This is a genomic window from Streptomyces sp. H27-H1 (assembly GCF_026627445.1).
Lineage (GTDB): Bacteria > Actinomycetota > Actinomycetes > Streptomycetales > Streptomycetaceae > Streptomyces.
In genome coordinates this window covers 13,292-28,710 of record NZ_JAPNLJ010000040.1, presented here as the reverse complement: position 1 = coordinate 28,710, position 15,419 = coordinate 13,292, and the positions used below count along the sequence as shown (strand labels likewise).

16 protein-coding genes, 1 tRNA gene and 3 pseudogenes are annotated in these 15,419 nt (G+C 71.4%); 13 read left to right on the top strand and 7 right to left on the bottom strand.

Features of this window, described 5'->3' with window-relative positions; genetic code table 11:
- Positions 1–32: 32 nt before the first annotated feature.
- Positions 33–494 (bottom strand): GatB/YqeY domain-containing protein, encoded by a 462-nt coding sequence (locus OTB20_RS32060; RefSeq protein WP_267822913.1) that lies wholly within the window; start codon positions 492–494, stop codon positions 33–35.
- A gap of 79 nt (positions 495–573) precedes the next feature.
- On the opposite strand from OTB20_RS32060, the gene OTB20_RS32055 reads away from it, so the two are divergent.
- From OTB20_RS32055 to OTB20_RS32040, 4 genes are all read left to right on the top strand, one after another.
- Positions 574–1,512 (top strand): metallophosphoesterase, encoded by a 939-nt coding sequence (locus OTB20_RS32055; protein ID WP_267822910.1) that lies wholly within the window; start codon positions 574–576, stop codon positions 1,510–1,512.
- Between the two features lie 272 nt (positions 1,513–1,784).
- Positions 1,785–2,237: a Pr6Pr family membrane protein gene (locus tag OTB20_RS32050; RefSeq protein WP_324290442.1), complete on the top strand. Its 453-nt coding sequence runs from the start codon at positions 1,785–1,787 to the stop codon at positions 2,235–2,237.
- Between the two features lie 39 nt (positions 2,238–2,276).
- A tRNA-Pro gene (locus OTB20_RS32045) sits at positions 2,277–2,350 on the top strand.
- 119 nt (positions 2,351–2,469) lie between these two features.
- On the top strand, positions 2,470–3,984 hold the full coding sequence (locus OTB20_RS32040) for a SulP family inorganic anion transporter (protein ID WP_267822909.1): 1,515 nt from the start codon (positions 2,470–2,472) through the stop codon (positions 3,982–3,984).
- A gap of 57 nt (positions 3,985–4,041) precedes the next feature.
- On the opposite strand, the gene OTB20_RS32035 is transcribed toward OTB20_RS32040, so the two are convergent.
- Positions 4,042–5,487 (bottom strand): vanadium-dependent haloperoxidase, encoded by a 1,446-nt coding sequence (locus tag OTB20_RS32035; protein WP_267822906.1) that lies wholly within the window; start codon positions 5,485–5,487, stop codon positions 4,042–4,044.
- 283 nt (positions 5,488–5,770) lie between these two features.
- Here OTB20_RS32035 and OTB20_RS32030 point away from each other — a divergent pair, with 283 nt between their 5' ends.
- The 6 genes and pseudogenes from OTB20_RS32030 (at position 5,771) to OTB20_RS42580 (ending at position 9,652) form a co-directional block, all read left to right on the top strand.
- Positions 5,771–6,394, top strand: a complete 624-nt coding sequence (locus OTB20_RS32030; RefSeq protein ID WP_267822905.1) for a metal ABC transporter ATP-binding protein — start codon at positions 5,771–5,773, stop codon at positions 6,392–6,394.
- A pseudogene (locus tag OTB20_RS32025) lies at positions 6,391–6,576 on the top strand (metal ABC transporter permease); the annotation flags it as partial. The gene OTB20_RS32030 and the pseudogene OTB20_RS32025, both read left to right, overlap by 4 nt.
- Positions 6,576–7,508: pseudogene (locus OTB20_RS32020) on the top strand (acyl-CoA dehydrogenase family protein); the annotation flags it as partial. The pseudogenes OTB20_RS32025 and OTB20_RS32020, both read left to right, overlap by 1 nt.
- A 123-nt stretch (positions 7,509–7,631) precedes the next feature.
- The gene (locus OTB20_RS32015; protein ID WP_267822903.1) at positions 7,632–8,012 is read left to right on the top strand and encodes a hypothetical protein; all 381 of its coding nucleotides are present in this window, start codon (positions 7,632–7,634) and stop codon (positions 8,010–8,012) included.
- A gap of 270 nt (positions 8,013–8,282) precedes the next feature.
- Positions 8,283–9,077 carry an FAD-dependent oxidoreductase gene (locus OTB20_RS42585; RefSeq protein ID WP_324290440.1) on the top strand — a complete coding sequence of 265 codons (795 nt, stop codon included), beginning with the start codon at positions 8,283–8,285 and terminating at the stop codon, positions 9,075–9,077.
- Positions 9,078–9,079: 2 nt separating this feature from the next.
- Positions 9,080–9,652 (top strand): BBE domain-containing protein, encoded by a 573-nt coding sequence (locus tag OTB20_RS42580; protein WP_324290439.1) that lies wholly within the window; start codon positions 9,080–9,082, stop codon positions 9,650–9,652.
- Positions 9,653–9,733: 81 nt separating this feature from the next.
- Here OTB20_RS42580 and OTB20_RS32005 read toward each other — a convergent pair whose 3' ends face one another.
- On the bottom strand, positions 9,734–10,384 hold the full coding sequence (locus tag OTB20_RS32005; protein WP_267822901.1) for a hypothetical protein: 651 nt from the start codon (positions 10,382–10,384) through the stop codon (positions 9,734–9,736).
- Positions 10,385–10,422: 38 nt separating this feature from the next.
- On the opposite strand from OTB20_RS32005, the pseudogene OTB20_RS32000 reads away from it, so the two are divergent.
- Positions 10,423–10,945, top strand: a pseudogene (locus OTB20_RS32000) (sigma-70 family RNA polymerase sigma factor).
- A gap of 98 nt (positions 10,946–11,043) precedes the next feature.
- Here OTB20_RS32000 and OTB20_RS31995 read toward each other — a convergent pair.
- Complete coding sequence (locus OTB20_RS31995; protein ID WP_267751784.1) at positions 11,044–11,433, bottom strand: SHOCT domain-containing protein; 390 nt, start codon at positions 11,431–11,433, stop codon at positions 11,044–11,046.
- Between the two features lie 102 nt (positions 11,434–11,535).
- Between OTB20_RS31995 and OTB20_RS31990 the strand changes: the two genes are divergently transcribed.
- Both OTB20_RS31990 and OTB20_RS31985 read left to right on the top strand, forming a co-directional pair.
- Positions 11,536–12,642: a sulfite oxidase gene (locus tag OTB20_RS31990; RefSeq protein ID WP_267822899.1), complete on the top strand. Its 1,107-nt coding sequence runs from the start codon at positions 11,536–11,538 to the stop codon at positions 12,640–12,642.
- Positions 12,643–12,750: 108 nt separating this feature from the next.
- Positions 12,751–13,197, top strand: a complete 447-nt coding sequence (locus tag OTB20_RS31985) for a DoxX family membrane protein (RefSeq protein ID WP_267751782.1) — start codon at positions 12,751–12,753, stop codon at positions 13,195–13,197.
- A gap of 64 nt (positions 13,198–13,261) precedes the next feature.
- Here OTB20_RS31985 and OTB20_RS31980 read toward each other — a convergent pair whose 3' ends face one another.
- The 3 genes from OTB20_RS31980 to OTB20_RS31970 are packed head-to-tail and all read right to left on the bottom strand — an operon-like array spanning position 13,262 to position 15,359.
- Positions 13,262–13,861 (bottom strand): HD domain-containing protein, encoded by a 600-nt coding sequence (locus OTB20_RS31980; protein ID WP_267822897.1) that lies wholly within the window; start codon positions 13,859–13,861, stop codon positions 13,262–13,264.
- A gap of 6 nt (positions 13,862–13,867) precedes the next feature.
- Positions 13,868–15,175 carry a cytosine deaminase gene (codA, locus tag OTB20_RS31975; protein ID WP_324290438.1) on the bottom strand — a complete coding sequence of 436 codons (1,308 nt, stop codon included), beginning with the start codon at positions 15,173–15,175 and terminating at the stop codon, positions 13,868–13,870.
- 16 nt (positions 15,176–15,191) lie between these two features.
- Positions 15,192–15,359, bottom strand: a complete 168-nt coding sequence (locus OTB20_RS31970) for a hypothetical protein (protein WP_243330618.1) — start codon at positions 15,357–15,359, stop codon at positions 15,192–15,194.
- Between the last annotated feature and the right edge of the window lie 60 nt (positions 15,360–15,419).

Below are 15,419 nucleotides of genomic sequence, written 5' to 3'. Positions count from 1 at the left end.
GAGTACCTCGGGTACCCCGGGCCCCCCGAGTACTACGACAGGTGCTTCTTGACGGCGGCGGCGACGCGCCCGCCGTCCGCCAGCCCCGCGACCTTCGGGTTCACGATCTTCATCACGGCGCCCATGGCCCGCGGCCCCTCGGCTCCCGCCGCCTTGGCCTCCTCGACGGCCTGCGCCACGATCGCGCCGAGCTCCTCGTCACCGAGCTGCTTGGGGAGGTAGCCGTCGAGGAACTCGCCCTCGGCGGTCTCCCGCGCGGCCTGCTCGGGACGGCAACCCTGCGCGAAGGCGTCCGCGGCCTCGCGGCGCTTCTTCGCCTCCTTGGCGATCACCTTGAGGACTTCCTCGTCGGAGAGCACACGGGCTTCCTTGCCCGCGACCTCCTGGTTGGTGATGGCGGAAAGGGTCAGGCGCAGCGTGGACGAGTGCAGCTCGTTGCGCGCGCGGATGGCGGTGGTGAGGTCTTCCTGGAGCTTGGCCTTGAGCGTGGTCATGGCCCGAGTCTGCCAGGTACGGGGGCTTTGGCGCCCGTCCGTTTCCTGGTGTGCCCGCCGGGTCTGCGAACATGAGGCCATGCGTGCGCGTTACGGAGTACCTCTGAAGGTCACCGCCGGGATCGCCGCGGCGGGGGCCGCCGGTCTGGCCTATGCCGCCGGTTTCGAAGCCCGGTCCTTCCGCCTGCGCCGGGTCACCGTGCCCGTGCTCCCGCGGGGGATGCGTCCCCTTCGGGTCCTGCAGGTCTCGGACATCCACATGGTCGGCGGGCAGCGCAAGAAACGCGCCTGGCTGCATTCGCTGGCGGGGCTGCGCCCCGACTTCGTGGTGAACACGGGCGACAACCTCTCCGACACCGAGGGCGTGCCGGAGGTGCTCGACGCGCTCGGCCCGCTGATGTCCTTCCCCGGCGTGTACGTCTTCGGGTCGAACGACTACTACGGCCCCCGGATGCGCAACCCCGGGCGCTACCTGATCGAGAAGACCCAGGGCAAGCACGGGCTCAACGGCAACGCCCCGGTCGTGGGCGCCGTGCACAACCCGTGGGAGGGCATGCGGGACGCCTTCGACGCGGCCGGCTGGCTGAACCTCACCAACACCCGGGGCCGGCTCAAGCTCGACGGGCTGGAGCTGGCTTTCACCGGCCTGGACGACCCGCACATCAAGCGCGACCGGTACGAGAAGGTCGCGGGCGGGCCGGAGGCGGACGCGGACTTCTCGATGGCGGTCGTCCACGCCCCGTACCTGCGCGTCCTCGAAGCCTTCACCGCCGACCGGTACCCGCTGATCCTGGCCGGGCACACGCACGGCGGGCAGCTGTGCATCCCCTTCTACGGGGCCCTCGTCACCAACTGCGACCTGGACACGAAGCGGGTGAAGGGCCTCTCGACGCACGAGGCGCAGGGGCAACGCGCCTACCTGCACGTATCGGCGGGCTGCGGGACCAACCGCTTCACCCCGGTGCGCTTCGCGTGTCCGCCCGAGGCGACCCTGCTGACACTGACCCCGAAGGCCTAACGCGGGCCGGTCCGCCGGGTACGTTGACCGGATGATCGCACCTGCCGCCCTCCGCCTCACGACCGCCGCCTTCCGTGCGCTGATCGCGGCCGCGGCCCTCACCGGCCTGGTCATCGAGTGCGCTTACGGCAGCGTGCCCGTCGTCCTCAGTTTCTTCACGATCTGGACGAACATCCTGGTCGCGGTCGTCTTCGGGGTCTCGGCCGTCCGCGTCCACCGGCGCGAGCCGGACGTGGCCCCCCCCCTTCTGGCGGGGCGGAGTCCTCCTCTTCATCCTGATCACCGGGCTGGTCTTCCACCTGGTCCTCGCCAACCCGTCGAGCCCCTTCAACGTGGTCGAGGACCTGGACAAGTTGTCCGGCGCGAAGTCCGTAGCCAACCAGCTCCTCCACACGGTCACCCCCATCGGCGCGGCCCTGGACTTCCTCTTCCTGACCGCCCCCCGCACCCTGCGCCCGCGCTACGCCGCGCAGTGGCTGGCTTACCCGCTTCTCTACGTGGCCTTCGCGCTGGCCCGCGGCGCCCTCCTGTCCCCCGACACGCCGACGCGGTACACGTACCCCTTCATCGACGCCGCCCAGTACGGCTACGGCAGGGTCGCGGTGAACGCGGTGATCCTGGGCCTCGCCTTCTACGCCCTCGGTCTCGCCCTGGTCGCGGCGGACCGCTGCCGTCCGCCGCGTGAAAACCGGATTTCGTCTCCGGCCGAGGGTCCGCTAAAGTAATCGATGTCGCCAGGGCAGCAGCGCTGCAACGGTGGACATCGGGGTGTAGCGCAGCTTGGCAGCGCGCTTCGTTCGGGACGAAGAGGTCGTGGGTTCAAATCCCGCCACCCCGACTTCGCAAGACCAGGTCAAGGGTCTGATCCAGTCAATGGATCAGGCCCTTTCCTGCGTCTCCGGAGATCGCGCGCCCGCCTGTCTGTCTGGGTGTGCCCGAGCCCGAGGTCCGTGCCCCTTGTCTTTCTCCCCCACGTCCATATCCGCGCGACTGCGCGACGTCCGCCGTCCGGGGCGGCCCGTCTGGCTCTCGCCGAAGGTGTTCCGGACCGAGGTCCTCGCCGGTCTGGTCGTCGCGCTGGCGCTGATTCCCGAGGCGATCTCGTTCTCGATCATCGCGGGGGTGGATCCGGCGATCGGGCTGTTCGCCTCGTTCACGATGGCCGTCGTGATCTCGGTCGTCGGCGGGCGGCCGGCGATGATCTCCGCCGCGACGGGCGCCGTGGCCCTGGTGATCGCTCCGCTGAACAGGGAGCACGGGCTGGGGTATCTGATCGCCGCGGTGATCCTGGCCGGCGTCTTCCAGATCGTGCTCGGCGCGCTCGGTGTGGCGAAGCTGATGCGGTTCATCCCGCGCTCGGTGATGGTCGGTTTCGTCAACTCCCTCGCCATCCTGGTCTTCATGGCCCAGGTCCCCGAACTCCTCGGCGTTCCCTGGGCCGTCTACCCGCTGATGGCCGCCGGGCTCGCACTCATGGTGTTCTTCCCGAAGGTCACGAAGGTGGTCCCGGCGCCGCTCGTGTCCATCGTCATCCTCACTTCGATCACCGTGGCCGCGGGCATCGCGGTCCCCACGGTCGGCGACAAGGGCGCGCTGCCCTCCGCGCTGCCGGTGCCGGGCCTTCCGGACGTGCCGTTCACCCTGGACACGCTGACCCTCATCGCGCCGTACGCGCTGGCCATGGCGCTCGTCGGGCTGATGGAGTCGCTGATGACGGCGAAGCTGGTCGACGAGATCACCGACACCCGGTCCTCGAAGACGCGGGAGTCCATCGGTCAGGGCGTCGCGAACATCGTCACCGGGTTCTTCGGCGGCATGGGCGGCTGCGCGATGATCGGCCAGACGATGATCAACGTGAAGGTGTCGGGCGCCCGTACGCGGCTGTCGACCTTCCTCGCCGGGGCCTTCCTGATGGTGCTGTGCATCGCCTTCGGGCCGGTGGTGTCCGAGATTCCGATGGCCGCGCTCGTCGCGGTCATGGTCATGGTCTGCTTCGCGACCTTCGACTGGCACTCCATCGCGCCGAAGACCCTCAAGAGGATGCCCGCCGGTGAGATCACCGTCATGGTCGTCACCGTCGTGTGCGTGGTCGCCAGCCGCAACCTGGCCGTGGGCGTCGTGGTGGGCTCCGTCACCGCGATGGTCCTCTTCGCCCGGCGCGTCGCGCATCTCGCCAACGTCACCTCGGTCCTCGATCCGGACGGCGGCCAGGTCGTCTACTGCGTGACCGGCGAGCTGTTCTTCGCCTCCTCGAACGACCTGGTCGAGCAGTTCGACTACGCCGGCGACCCGGACAAGGTGGTCATCGACCTCTCCGCCGCCCACATCTGGGACGCCTCCTCCGTGGCCGCCCTCGACGCGATCGAGCACCGGTACGCCGGGCGCGGCAAGAGCGTGGAGATCACCGGCCTGAACGGACCCAGCGCCCACCTGCACGGGAAGCTCAGCGGCGAACTCGCCGGCGGCAGCTGAGCCGGCGGGTGGCTACGGATCCCGCCGCGGGGCGGGACCCGTGCGCCGGGAGGCGGGTCAGAGGGTGCGGAGCTTCGTGGTGAAGACCTGGTTCGCGATCTTGTCTCCCATGGCGAGGCCGTCCGTGGCGTCCCACGGGTAGTGGACGCCGAGCCAGATGCGGCTGTCGGCGTCCTCCTTGCCGGCCGCGCTGAAGCTGGTGAAGTGGCGGGTCTTGACCGGGGCCAGCGGTTCGTCGGTGGTGAGGTCGAAGGAGATGTTGTCACTGCCGAAGTAGCGCTTCATGACCCCGGCCCAGGCACCGCCGAAAGAGGCGTGGCCGGAGACGTACGCGGGGAAGCAGGGGCTGACGTTGACCCCCGACGGGCTCTTCAGCAGGGGCTTCCACTGGGGGTCGAAGCCGCCCTCGCGGATTGCCGAGACGGGCCGCCACAGGTCGATGGGGGTGGCGAACTTGGCGTCGCGGACCGCGATTCCGGTGTCGGCGAGGGCGATGGAGACGAGGGCGAAGAGGCGGGCGTTGGCGTAGACCCCGAGGCTGCGGGCCCTGGAGACCTCGCGGGTGGCCTGGAGCATCTGGCCGGGCGGCTTGTAGGTGCCGTTGTTGTCGTTGGCCCAGAACCAGGCGGCTGCGAGCTGGTCCGGGGTCCGGTTGATCACGGGGGTGGCCGCCGTCGGCTTGTCGGCGCCGGCCGTCCGGACCACCTCGACCTGGCGTTTGTACTCGTCGCTCGCCACCAGGTTCTCGTACGAGCCGTACTGGGCCAGGGTCGTGGGGCGGAACTGGGAACCGGAAGCCAGCGAGAACGGCTTGACCTGGCCCCAGAGCGGGTCGATCGCGTCGCTGTCCTCGTCACAGGAGGCATCGGGCATGTCGGGGTAGCTCGTCGGCCGCCAGGCGCCCGGCTTGTTGTCCCCCACGTATACCTGGGGGTTCTCGGAGCCGTCGCCCGTGCGGGCGTCCGTCATCTGCCTGACCATGGTGCCGACCACGGAGAGGTCGAGGAAGTCGCCTGCGGTGGGCTCGGTGCCGAACCGCTCGCGGAAGCGCGAGTCCAGGTACTGCGTCTGGTCGGCGTACCGGCTCTGCTTGTTGCCGTAGAGGCCGAGAAGGATGTTGTAGGCCGTACGCCCGATGACGCGCTCCTCCTCGTCCGGGCCCTCGGCCCAGCCCGCGTAGTTCTCCGCGTGGATGTACGGCTCCGAGGTGATCTTGCCCTTCCACTTCAGCTGGTACGAGGACTCCGCGTCGTAGATCGCGGCGTTCATCATCGCGGCGGCGCGGGCCATCGGGACGGGTCCGCCACCCGTCCGCCGGAAGACGTTCTGCAGCACGTCGTTCCAGTAGTGCACGGGGTCGGCTATCGACTGCGCCGGCAGTGCGGCATGGGCGGGCTGCGGGGCGGCGGCGAGGATGGATCCGGTCGCGGCCAGGACGACGGCGCTCGCCATGGCACGGCGCCAGAGAGTGGTGCGACGTGGGGTTCGGACGGTTTCGGGCATGGCTCGACTCCCTTTGATCACAGGTGTGTTGATCGCCTCCGAACGGGGCGCCGTGATCATGGCGCGAGGTGGGCCGGGCCGCTTGTAGAAAATGGAACGCCCGTGCGGAATGGCTGGTCCCGCCCGGCTGGACGGCGCGAACCCGACAGGCTCTGCTCCCCTCTCTCTCCCCCGACCCCGCACCCACCCGCCGCGCCAGATCGTGGATCGCCGGAACTGCGCGCCCTCGTCCGCCGACTAACTGCGGGCGGAGAGACGGCCGGTGTCAGCGGAGGGGCGAGCGATGGGCGGGCTGGACGTACGGATGGAGGGGGTGGGGTGCCGGCACGGGCGGGTCGAAGCCGTCGTCGGGGTCGATCTGGAGATCGCCGCCGGTGAGCGCGTCGCGCTGACCGGCACCAACGGATCGGGCAAGACCACACTGCTGCGCGCCGTGCTCGGACTGCACCCCCAGGTCAGCGGAACCATCCTGGTCGGGGGGCGCGGCGGCGACCCGGCCTGGCGGCGGCGGGCGTGCGCGTGGATTCCGCAGAAGCCGGCCGCCGGACGCTTCCCGCTCCTGGGCGGCGAACTCCTCGCCAGCAGTGGGGACCCCCGGGCGGCCGACGAGGCCGCGGACCGGCTGGGCGTGGGAGCACTGACCGGGCGGGCGCTGCACACCCTGTCCGGCGGACAGCTCCAGCGGATCTACCTGGCCCGGGCGATCGGCTGCGTCGCCGCCGGCGCCGGGGTGCTGCTCGCCGACGAGCCGACCGCCGCCCTGGACTTCGCCGGACAGTACGAGGCCGCCGACGTACTGACCGCGCTGCCCGTGACGCTCGTCGTCGTCACTCACGACCGGGCGCTCTCGGAACGCTGCGACCGCGTGCTGGAGATGGCCGCGGGCCGCCTGCGGGAGGTCCGGTGAGCGCCGCGCTGGCCGTCGGCGCCGACCTCGGAACCCTGCTGCAACTGGCCCCCGTACAAAGGGCGGGCTTCGCCCTGCTGCTGGCCGCCGTCGGGCTGCCCGTGATCGGGGTGGTCATCGTCGGGGTGGTCATCATGCCGGTGCGCTTCGCGATGATGCACGTCGCGCTGCTGGGCATCGCCAGGCCGAGGAGGCCAGCGACCACGGCCCGGCCGCACTGGGGTCGGCCCCGCTGCTGGACGCGACGATGCTGTGGCGCCACGGCGGCGACCGGGTGCGCGCGCTGTACCCGAAGCGGCTGACGGCCGGCGAGCTGCGCGCCTGCTACGCCATGACCGACCCGGACTCCCCGGGCACCGACCCGTTCCTCACCTCCACGCGCGCGGTCGAACAGGCCGACGGGAGCTGGACCGTGAGCGGCCGCAAGTGGTTCACCTCGCACGCCGCCGAGGCCGATGTGGTCACCGTCCTGGTCCGCACCGACGGGCAGCCGGGGAACCGTACGGGGCTGTCGCTGCTCGTCGTCCCCACTTCGGCGCCCGGCTTCCGGGTGGTGCGGGAGCTGCCGGTGCTGGGCGCGTCCGGCCAGTGGGGGATCGAGTTCGACCGGGTACCCGTGGACGCCGACCACCTCCTCGGCGAACGCGGCGGGGCCCTGGCCGTCGCCGGGGAACGGCTCCAGCTGGGCCGCACCCTGCGCTGCCTGCGCTGGCTCGGCCAGGCACAGCGCGCCTTCGACCTCATGTGTGAGCGCGTGAACTCCCCTACCGGGGCCCGCGGTCCGCTCCATGGGCACCAGCTGGTGCAGCAGCACGTCTTCGAATCGCTCCTGGCGCTGCGCAGCACCCGGTCGCTCGTCCACGAGGCCGTGGCCGGGATCGCCGCCGGACGGGACGCGCACGTGGAGGTGGGGCTGGCCAAGGTGGCCACCGCCCGCATGCTCCAGCAGGTGACGGACTCGGCCGTCCAGATCCACGGCGCGGCCGGCCTCGGCCCCGACACCCCCCTGCCCGCCCTCTACCGCTCCGGGCGCACGGCCCGGATCCTGGACGGCCCGGACGAACTCCACATCACGGGGGTGGCACGGCGGGTCCTGCGGGAGTACGGGGCGTAGCCCGGCGGACGTACGGGGGCCAGGAGCGGGGATCCGGGCGGCACGCCCGGTCCCCGGGGGCCTTGCGGCGCCGCCACCGGTCGGCGACGATCTGGGCTTTCCGTCGGTCGGGGGGCGTTGTCGGTGGCAATGTTGATCATGCTGTGCGTACTGGTCGGGCTCTTGGTGTTCGGGATCTCGCTGGGGATCTACCTTCATTCGAGCCCGCTGCTCAGGCGGGGCATACGCACCTCGGCGGTGTGCGTGAACGTGGGCCAGGTCGCGGCGGGTTCGATGCTCCTGCTGGAGTACACCCCGGTGGGCGCTCCGGCCCGGCAGCACACCGTCGGACCGTTCGTCTTCCCGCCGGTACGGGTCGGGGGCCGCATGGACGTCATCTACGACCCGAAGCGCCCGCAGGAGGTGAGCCTTCCGGAGCGCCTCCCCAAGAGCACGCGCGGCCTGGTCATCGCCATGGTGGTGTCCGGCGCGGTCCTCGCGGCCTGCGCGGTGTGGATCGTCTGACCGCGCGGGGCTGAGCGCTCCACCGGCGTCGAGAAATCGAGCGCGCCGGGGACGCGGCCGGGCCGTGTGACGTTGGTGTAGTACCTGGCAGCGTGCGGGGCGGGACGTCCGCGACGCCCTGCGCACGCATCGCTTCCCCCGCGGGTCCGGCTGGAGCCGGGGCTCCACCGGTCTCGAGTTGAGGCCTCGCCCCATCGGCGTAGCGTGGAAGAGGCACCGTACTCGGGCGACAGGGCGAGTGGCGGGGTACAGCCGCGAGGAGCGATTGCCATGAGCAAGCTCTCGATCGAGCAGTTGCGCGAACGTGTCCGCGGGACGGTCACCACCCCGGACGACGCCGCCTACGACGAAGCGCGCACGGTCAACAACGCCATGATCGACAGGAGGCCGGCCGCCGTCGTGCGCTGCGTCAACGCGGGCGACGTCATGGCCACCGTCGACTTCGCACGGGAGAACGAGGTCGACCTGGCGGTGCGGGGCGGCGGGCACAGCGTGCCCGGATTCGGTACCTGCGACGGCGGTGTCGTGGCGGACCTGTCCGGGATGCGCGGCGTACGGGTCGACCCCCGACATCGGACAGCACGCGCCGAAGGCGGCGCGACCTGGGGCGACTTCAACGCGGCGACGTACGCCTTCGGTCTGGCGACGACCGGCGGGATCATCTCGACCACGGGTGTCGGCGGGCTCACCCTCGGCGGCGGCATCGGCTACCTGGCCCGCGGACTGGGGCTGAGCTGCGACAACCTGATCTCCGCAGACGTGGTGACCGCGGACGGCCGGCTGCTCGTCGCGAGCGAGGAGGAGAACGACGACCTCTTCTGGGCCCTTCGCGGCGGCGGTGGCAACTTCGGCGCGGTGACCTCCTTCGAGTTCCGGCTCAGCCCCGTCAAGGACATCTACGGCGGGCCGATGCTCTTCGAACTGGACGACGCCGCCACCGTGCTGCGCTCCTTCGGCGAGTACATCGCCGACGCGCCGGAGGAACTCGGCGCCTTCCCGCCTTCCAGCTGGCCCCGCCGCTCCCGTTCATCCCCGAGGACCGGCACGGCGACCCCTTCGCCCTGATCGTGTCGTGCTGGTCGGGGCCGCTGGAGGAGGGGGAGCGCGCCCTCCAAGCCTTCCACGACTTCGCACCGGTGGTCGCCGAGCACGTCGGGCCCATGCCGTACCCCGCGCTCAACAGCGCCTTCGACGCGCTGGTGCCGCCCGGCCTCCAGCACTACTGGAAGGCCAACTTCGTGACCGAGCTCAGCGAGCCCGCGATCGCCGCGCACGTGCAGCACGGGCCACGGCTGCCGGCCGTGAACTCGACGTGCCACATCTACCCGATCAACGGTGCCTGCCACCGCGTCGCACCGGAGGCGACGGCCTTCGCCTACCGGGACGCCTCGTTCGCCACGGTCATCGCCGGGATGTGGCCCGACCCGTCCGCCAACGAGGCCGGCATCGCGTGGGTCCGCGACTATTACGAGGCGACCGCCCCGCACTCGGAGGAGGGCGGATACATCAACTTCATGGCCGACGACGACCAGAGCCGGATCAAGGCCAACTACAAGAGCAACTACGACCGCCTCGTCGAGGTCAAGCGGAAGTACGACGCGGGGAACCTCTTCCATCTGAACCAGAACATCAAGCCGTAAAGGCCTACGGGAGCCGGTGTTGGGGCCTCGGGGTCTTGGGGCCTTGGGGCCTTGGGGCCTTGGGGCCTTGGGGCCTTGGGGTCAGATGGTGCGGACGTCCGCCAGCCCGGTCAGTTCGGCCAGCCGGAGTGCCAGAAAGAAGTCCCCCCACACCAGTTCGTGGCGGACGGCGATCCCCTTGTCCGCGTCGTAGCAGCCGTCCAGCAGCCGGCCCCCTACGAGGTGAGCGTCGACCAGGCACTGCAGGATCTCGGCGGCGCGGTGCGCGTACCGCGCGGCCCCGGGGCCGGGAAGACGGGCGAGTTTCAGGAGCGACGGCGGGCCGGTGCAGTACGTCGGCCAGCGCGAGCAGCAGCCAAGCCGGTCCGCGGCTCCAGCCGGGCGCCGGCTCCGCGCAAGGCCGCCAGCCCGTCTCCTCCCCGTGGGACCAGGCCGGTACGAATGGGGGAGGCACAGGGTCAGGTGTCGGTGGAGGTGGGCGGCGGCGGCCGCCTCGCCCCGGAGCCCGGCGGCGGCGAGCAGGGGGACCGTGCCCGGCAGGCCGTCCACCCGGGCCAGCAGGCGGGGGCCGCCGAACGCCGATCCCCAGGGCAGCAGGCCGAGTTCCGTGTCCATCGCCGCCAGGCAGGCTACGGCCGCCCGCGTACGCAGCTCCCGCGCACCGGTGTCCGCGCCGGCCAGGGCGGTCCCGTACCAGAGGATCAGCCCGCGCGTGGAGGTGTCGGCGTCCACCCAGCCAGCCGTGCGGTGCACGCGGAGGCGGCGGCCCGGTGGGCGGCGGCGCCCGTGTGCGCGCCCTGCACCGCGACGTGCGCCGGTACATCGCCTACCTCAGCGCCGACCCGCAGTCCGCCGAAGACCTGACCCAGGAGACCTTCCTGCGCGCCCTCGGCAGTCTCCACCGCTTCGAGGGCCGCTCCTCCGCCCGCACCTGGCTGCTCTCCATCGCCCGGCGCACCGTGGTGGACAGCCTGCGCCACAAGGCTGCCCCCCAAGATCGCCGACAGAGACGACTGGCAGACCGCGGCCGAGCAGAACCAGTCCCGCGACCTGCCCGGCTTCGAGGACGGCGTCGTGCTCGCGGAGCTCCTGGCGGCGATCCCCGCCGAACGCCGCGAGGTCTTCGTCCTCACCCAGCTCATGGGCCTGCCGTACGCGGAGGCGGCCCTCATGCTCGGCTGCCCGATAGGCACCGTCCGCTCCCGCGTGGCCCGGGCCCGCTCGTCCCTGATCGACCTGCTGAAGGACACCGAATCCGACTCCACGACCGCCGGGGCCGGGGCCGCGGCCTGACGGACGGCCGGCAGGCCGGCCCGCGCCGAAAACCGCCTGAACGGGGACCGGTCCGCGATCGGTCCGGTCCCCGTTCGGCGGGGCAGTGCGGGGGTCGCTCAGGCCAGGAGCTTGTCCTTGGCCTTGTCGAACTCCTCCTGCGTCAGGTGGCCCTTCTCCTTGAGGGAGGACAGCTTGGCGAGTTCCTCCGCCGGGCTGCTGCGGGGGCCCGCGGCCTTCTGGACGTAGTCCTGGAAGGCCTGTTCGCGTTCCTGCGCCACCTTCACGTCCCTCTTGCCCATGCCCCGGCCTCGGACGATCAGGTAGACGAACACGCCGATGTAGGGCAGCAGGAGCACCAGGATCAGCCAGCCGGCCTTGCCCCAACCGTGCAGCTCGTGGTCCCTGAAGATGTCGGTGATCACCTTGAACAGCAGGAAAAACCACATGACCCACAGGAAGAGCCACAGCATGGTCCAGAACAGGTTGAGCAGTGGATAGTCGTCCACGCGTCACTCCGATCAGATAAGGGACAGATCCATTCATACCGCCCGATTGGGTGACTCGCACGCGGAGTAGCCGGTCCATCGCCGGCGCGGGACGATGAACCCATGGAGGAGCGTCCCCTCGAAGGGATCAGCCCCCCGGGCCGGATCGCCGCCGCCGGGGAGGGCATCGGCCAGGACGAGCTGGCACTCGCCGCGCGCAACCACGGGCTCCCGCTGGAGGCCCTGCGGTACGAGGTCACGCCCGCCGGGCTGCACTACGTACTCGTGCACTACGACATCCCCGACGCGGACCCCGATACCTGGCGCCTCACCGTCCGCGGCTGCCTGCGGACCCCCCTGGAGCTGGGTTTGCCCGAGCTGCGGGCCCTGCCCGCCGTGACCCGCCGGGTCACCATGGAGTGCGCCGGCAACGGCCGGGCCCGGCTGTCCCCGCGGCCGGTCAGCCAGCCCTGGCTGGTGGAGGCGGTGGGGACCGCCGAGTGGACCGGGGTGCCGCTGCACGTGGTCCTCGCGGAGGCCGGGGTGGCTCCGGACGCCGTGGAGGCGGTGTTCACGGGCGCCGACCACGGGGTGGAGCGGGGCGTCGAGCAGGACTACCGGCGCAGCCTGCCGCTGCCCATCGACGAGGACGAGGACGTCCTGCTCGCCCACACGATGAACGGCGGACCCCTGCCGCCGCAGCACGGGTATCCGCTGCGGCTGGTCGTGCCGGGCTGGTACGGAATGGCCCACGTGAAATGGCTGCGCGACATCGAGCTCGTCGACACGGCCTTCGACGGTTTCCAGCAGTCCGCGGCCTACCGGTACAAGCAGAGCGCCGAGGAGTCCGGCGAACCCGTCACCCGCATCGCACCGCGCGCCCTGCTGATCCCGCCCGGATTCCCCGACTTCATGTCGCGCACCCGGGTGGTGGACCCCGGCCCCCTGCGACTGGCCGGGCGTGCGTGGTCGGGCCACGGGGCGGTCGTGCGCGTGGAGTTGAGCACCGACGGGGGCGGGGGCTGGGCCGACGCCGAGGTGCTGCCGCGGGGCGGCCACCCGTACGCCTGGCAGGGCTGGCACGCCGACTGGACGGCGGTCCCGGGCTGCCACACCCTCCTGGTCCGCGCCACCGACTCCTCGGGGCGGACGCAACCGCTGCGACAGCCGTGGAACCGCGGAGGCTTCGGCAACAACCTGGTCCAGGCCGTCACCGTCGTGTGCCGCTGAGCCGCAACCGGCCCCTCCCCTCGGCCAACCCCTTGCCACACGCCTCCCCTTGCCTCGAAACTGACACATCGTCAGATCATTGCGAGGGAACGAGGGAAGGAACCGAGGATGCAGACCATCTGGCTCGGCGGACCCGAATGGGTCGCCGTTCTGCGGATCGGGCTCGGGCTGTGGTGGCTGGAGAGCTGGCGGCACAAGGACAAGAAGGACTGGTTCGGCGGAGGCGGCATCCGCTGGGCGGCCGGCGTGGCCGAGAAGCACCGCTGGGGGTTCGTCACGCGCGGGTTCGACGTCGTCGTGAAGCCCTACCCGCGCTTCATGGCCTACCTCGTCGCCTATGCCGAACTGGCCCTGGGCCTCGGCCTCGTCGTCGGATTCCTGACCCCGATAGCCCTGCTCGCCGGGCTGCTGCTCAATCTCGTCTACCTGATCCTGATGATCCACGACTGGGGCGAGCAGGGGCAGAACCTGATGATGGCCCTGATCTCCGGGGTCGCCTTCTTCGCCATGGGCTGGCAGGTCTGGTCCCTGGACAACGCCCTGGGGCTCTTCTGAGCCCCGGCGGCCCCCCGATCCCCACGGTGCCGCCGGTACCCCCGGTCCCGCCCCGTCAGCCCCGTCAGCCCCGCCCGTCGAGCGGGTTCGCCGCGATGCGCTCCTTGGCGCCGCTCGCCACATAGGCCGCCGCCGCGCACTGCGGCTTGCGCACGGCCTGGTCCGCGACCAGCGCGAAGAAGGCTTCGCCGAAGCCGAGGCGCGGGTACTCCGTGAGCAGAGCGGCCGTGAAGACGGGGTCGGCGTCACCGACGCCGACCCCGGAGACGTCCGCGGTCGTACCGATCTGGAGCAGGTGACTCTCCACGTCCTCGGCGGCCGTGACGTCCTCGCGCATGTGCCGCACGATGACCTCCTCGGCGCGCGCCCGCCGCTCCGCGGGCCAGCCCAGCCCCGCCGTCAGCACGCGCGCGACGTGGCCGCCCGCCTCCTCGAAGGGCAGGGTGTGGCTGTCGAAGGGCGCGGTCAGCCCGAGATCGTGCACCAGCGCGCTGACGTAGAAGAGTTCCCGGTCGTAACTGAGCCCGTGCCGGTCCGCGTACTCGGCCCCGAAGGCGTACGACCGGACCGAGTGGTTCAGCAGCGCCCCCTCGGTGTATTCGGTGGCGATTTCCAGCGCGGCCCGGGCCGACGGAGTGTCAAGAGTCCATGTCACAGAGGTCATGGCCGGTCAGCGTAGGCGGGGGCGGAAGTCCACCTCGGAGGGGCCCTCCTCCCCCGGCCAGGCCAGCAGCCGGGGCGGAGCCGCGGGGGTCTCCGCGAGGACGGTGCCGCGCGAGACGACGTAGCGGGGGCGGACCTGGCGGCGGACGGCCTCGGTGGGCGATTCGGCCGGCAGCAGGACGAAGGAGGCCGGGGCGCCCTGGCGGACTCCGTACTCCGAGGGCGAGAGGCCCAGGACGCGCGCGGCGCGCTCCGTCACCATCTCGAAGGCCACCGGGATCTCGTCCGCTCCCGTGAGCTGGGCGGCGTAGATCCCGACGAGGGCGGTCTGCAGCGGGTTGCCGGTGCCGAGCGGGTTCCAGGGGTCCATCACGTCGTCGTGGCCGAAGGCCACGTTGACCCCCGCCGCCAGCATCTCCTTGACCTGGGTGAGGCCGCGCCGCTTGGGGTAGGCGTCGAAACGGCCCTGGAGGCCCAGGTTGGCGAAGGGGTTCGAGACGAGGTTGATCCCGGAACGCGACAGCAGACGCTGGAGTTTGAAGCTGTACGCACCGCCGTAGGAGCCCATCGCCGTCGTGTGCGAGGCCGTCACGTGCCCGCGCAGGCCCGAGCGCAGCGCACGGGTGGCGAGCACCTCCACGAAACGGGACTGCTCGTCGTCGATCTCGTCGCAGTGCGCGTCCACCCGCAGTCCCTGCTCCTCGGCCAGCGCGAAGGCGATGGCCAGCGAGGCCAGCCCGTCCTCGCGGGTGTCCTCGAAGTGCGGGATCGCGCCGACCACGTCGGCCCCGCGCCGGACCGCCTCGCGCAGCAGCGCCTCACCGCCGGGGAAGGAGACGATGCCCTCCTGCGGGAAGGCGACGATCTGCAGGGTCATGACGTCCCGGACCCGGTCGCGCACCTCCAGCAGCGCGTCGAGCGCGGTCAGCGCCGGATCGGTGACATCACAGTGGGTTCGCACGTGCAGGATTCCCTGCGCCGCCTGCCAGCGCAGCACCTCGGTGGCCCGCGCGACCACGTCCTCGCGGGTCAGGGTCTTCTTGCGCTCGCTCCAGCAGGCGATGCCCTCCCAGAGGGTCCCGGAGGCGTTGGGGCGCGGATCACCGGCCGTCAGGGCCGTGTCCAGATGAATGTGGGGCTCGACGAAGGGCGCGCTGAGCAGCCCGCCGTGCGCCTCGATCAGCACCCCCGTCGCCGGCGGCTCCTTCTGGTCGTCGTACGGAAGCACGCGCGCGATCCGCCCGTCCGGCGCGACCTCGACGTCGTGCAGGCCTTCGCTGTGCAGCAGCCGGGCACCCCGGACGATCATCCGCATCTCGTCAGCCTACGGCTCAGCCCCTCTTCGCCTGGGCCTTCTGCTGCATGCCCCGGGTCTTCGCGGAGACCGACTGCACATCGCGGACGGCCGCCTTGGCGCGCGCCTCGGCCGCCGTGTTCTTCGCCATCGCACGCTCGGAGTCCTGGTGGGCGGGCTTACCGGTACGCGCCTTCTTCGCCATGACCGCTGCTCCTCTGCTCCTGCCACGGGACCGGGAACGGGACGCGACCTCGCGCCTCCG

Excerpts from the sequence above, each read along its gene's own strand:
- codA (WP_324290438.1), bottom strand. The coding sequence starts at position 15,175 with ATGCGGATGATCGTCCGGGGTGCCCGGCTGCTGCACAGCGAAGGCCTG.
- OTB20_RS32055 (WP_267822910.1), top strand. The coding sequence starts at position 574 with ATGCGTGCGCGTTACGGAGTACCTCTGAAGGTCACCGCCGGGATCGCC.
- OTB20_RS31980 (WP_267822897.1), bottom strand. The coding sequence starts at position 13,861 with ATGACCTCTGTGACATGGACTCTTGACACTCCGTCGGCCCGGGCCGCG.
- OTB20_RS32060 (WP_267822913.1), bottom strand. The coding sequence starts at position 494 with ATGACCACGCTCAAGGCCAAGCTCCAGGAAGACCTCACCACCGCCATC.
- OTB20_RS31970 (WP_243330618.1), bottom strand. The coding sequence starts at position 15,359 with ATGGCGAAGAAGGCGCGTACCGGTAAGCCCGCCCACCAGGACTCCGAG.
- OTB20_RS31990 (WP_267822899.1), top strand. The coding sequence starts at position 11,536 with ATGGAGGAGCGTCCCCTCGAAGGGATCAGCCCCCCGGGCCGGATCGCC.
- OTB20_RS32030 (WP_267822905.1), top strand. The coding sequence starts at position 5,771 with ATGGGCGGGCTGGACGTACGGATGGAGGGGGTGGGGTGCCGGCACGGG.
- OTB20_RS31985 (WP_267751782.1), top strand. The coding sequence starts at position 12,751 with ATGCAGACCATCTGGCTCGGCGGACCCGAATGGGTCGCCGTTCTGCGG.
- OTB20_RS32035 (WP_267822906.1), bottom strand. The coding sequence starts at position 5,487 with ATGCCCGAAACCGTCCGAACCCCACGTCGCACCACTCTCTGGCGCCGT.
- OTB20_RS42585 (WP_324290440.1), top strand. The coding sequence starts at position 8,283 with ATGAGCAAGCTCTCGATCGAGCAGTTGCGCGAACGTGTCCGCGGGACG.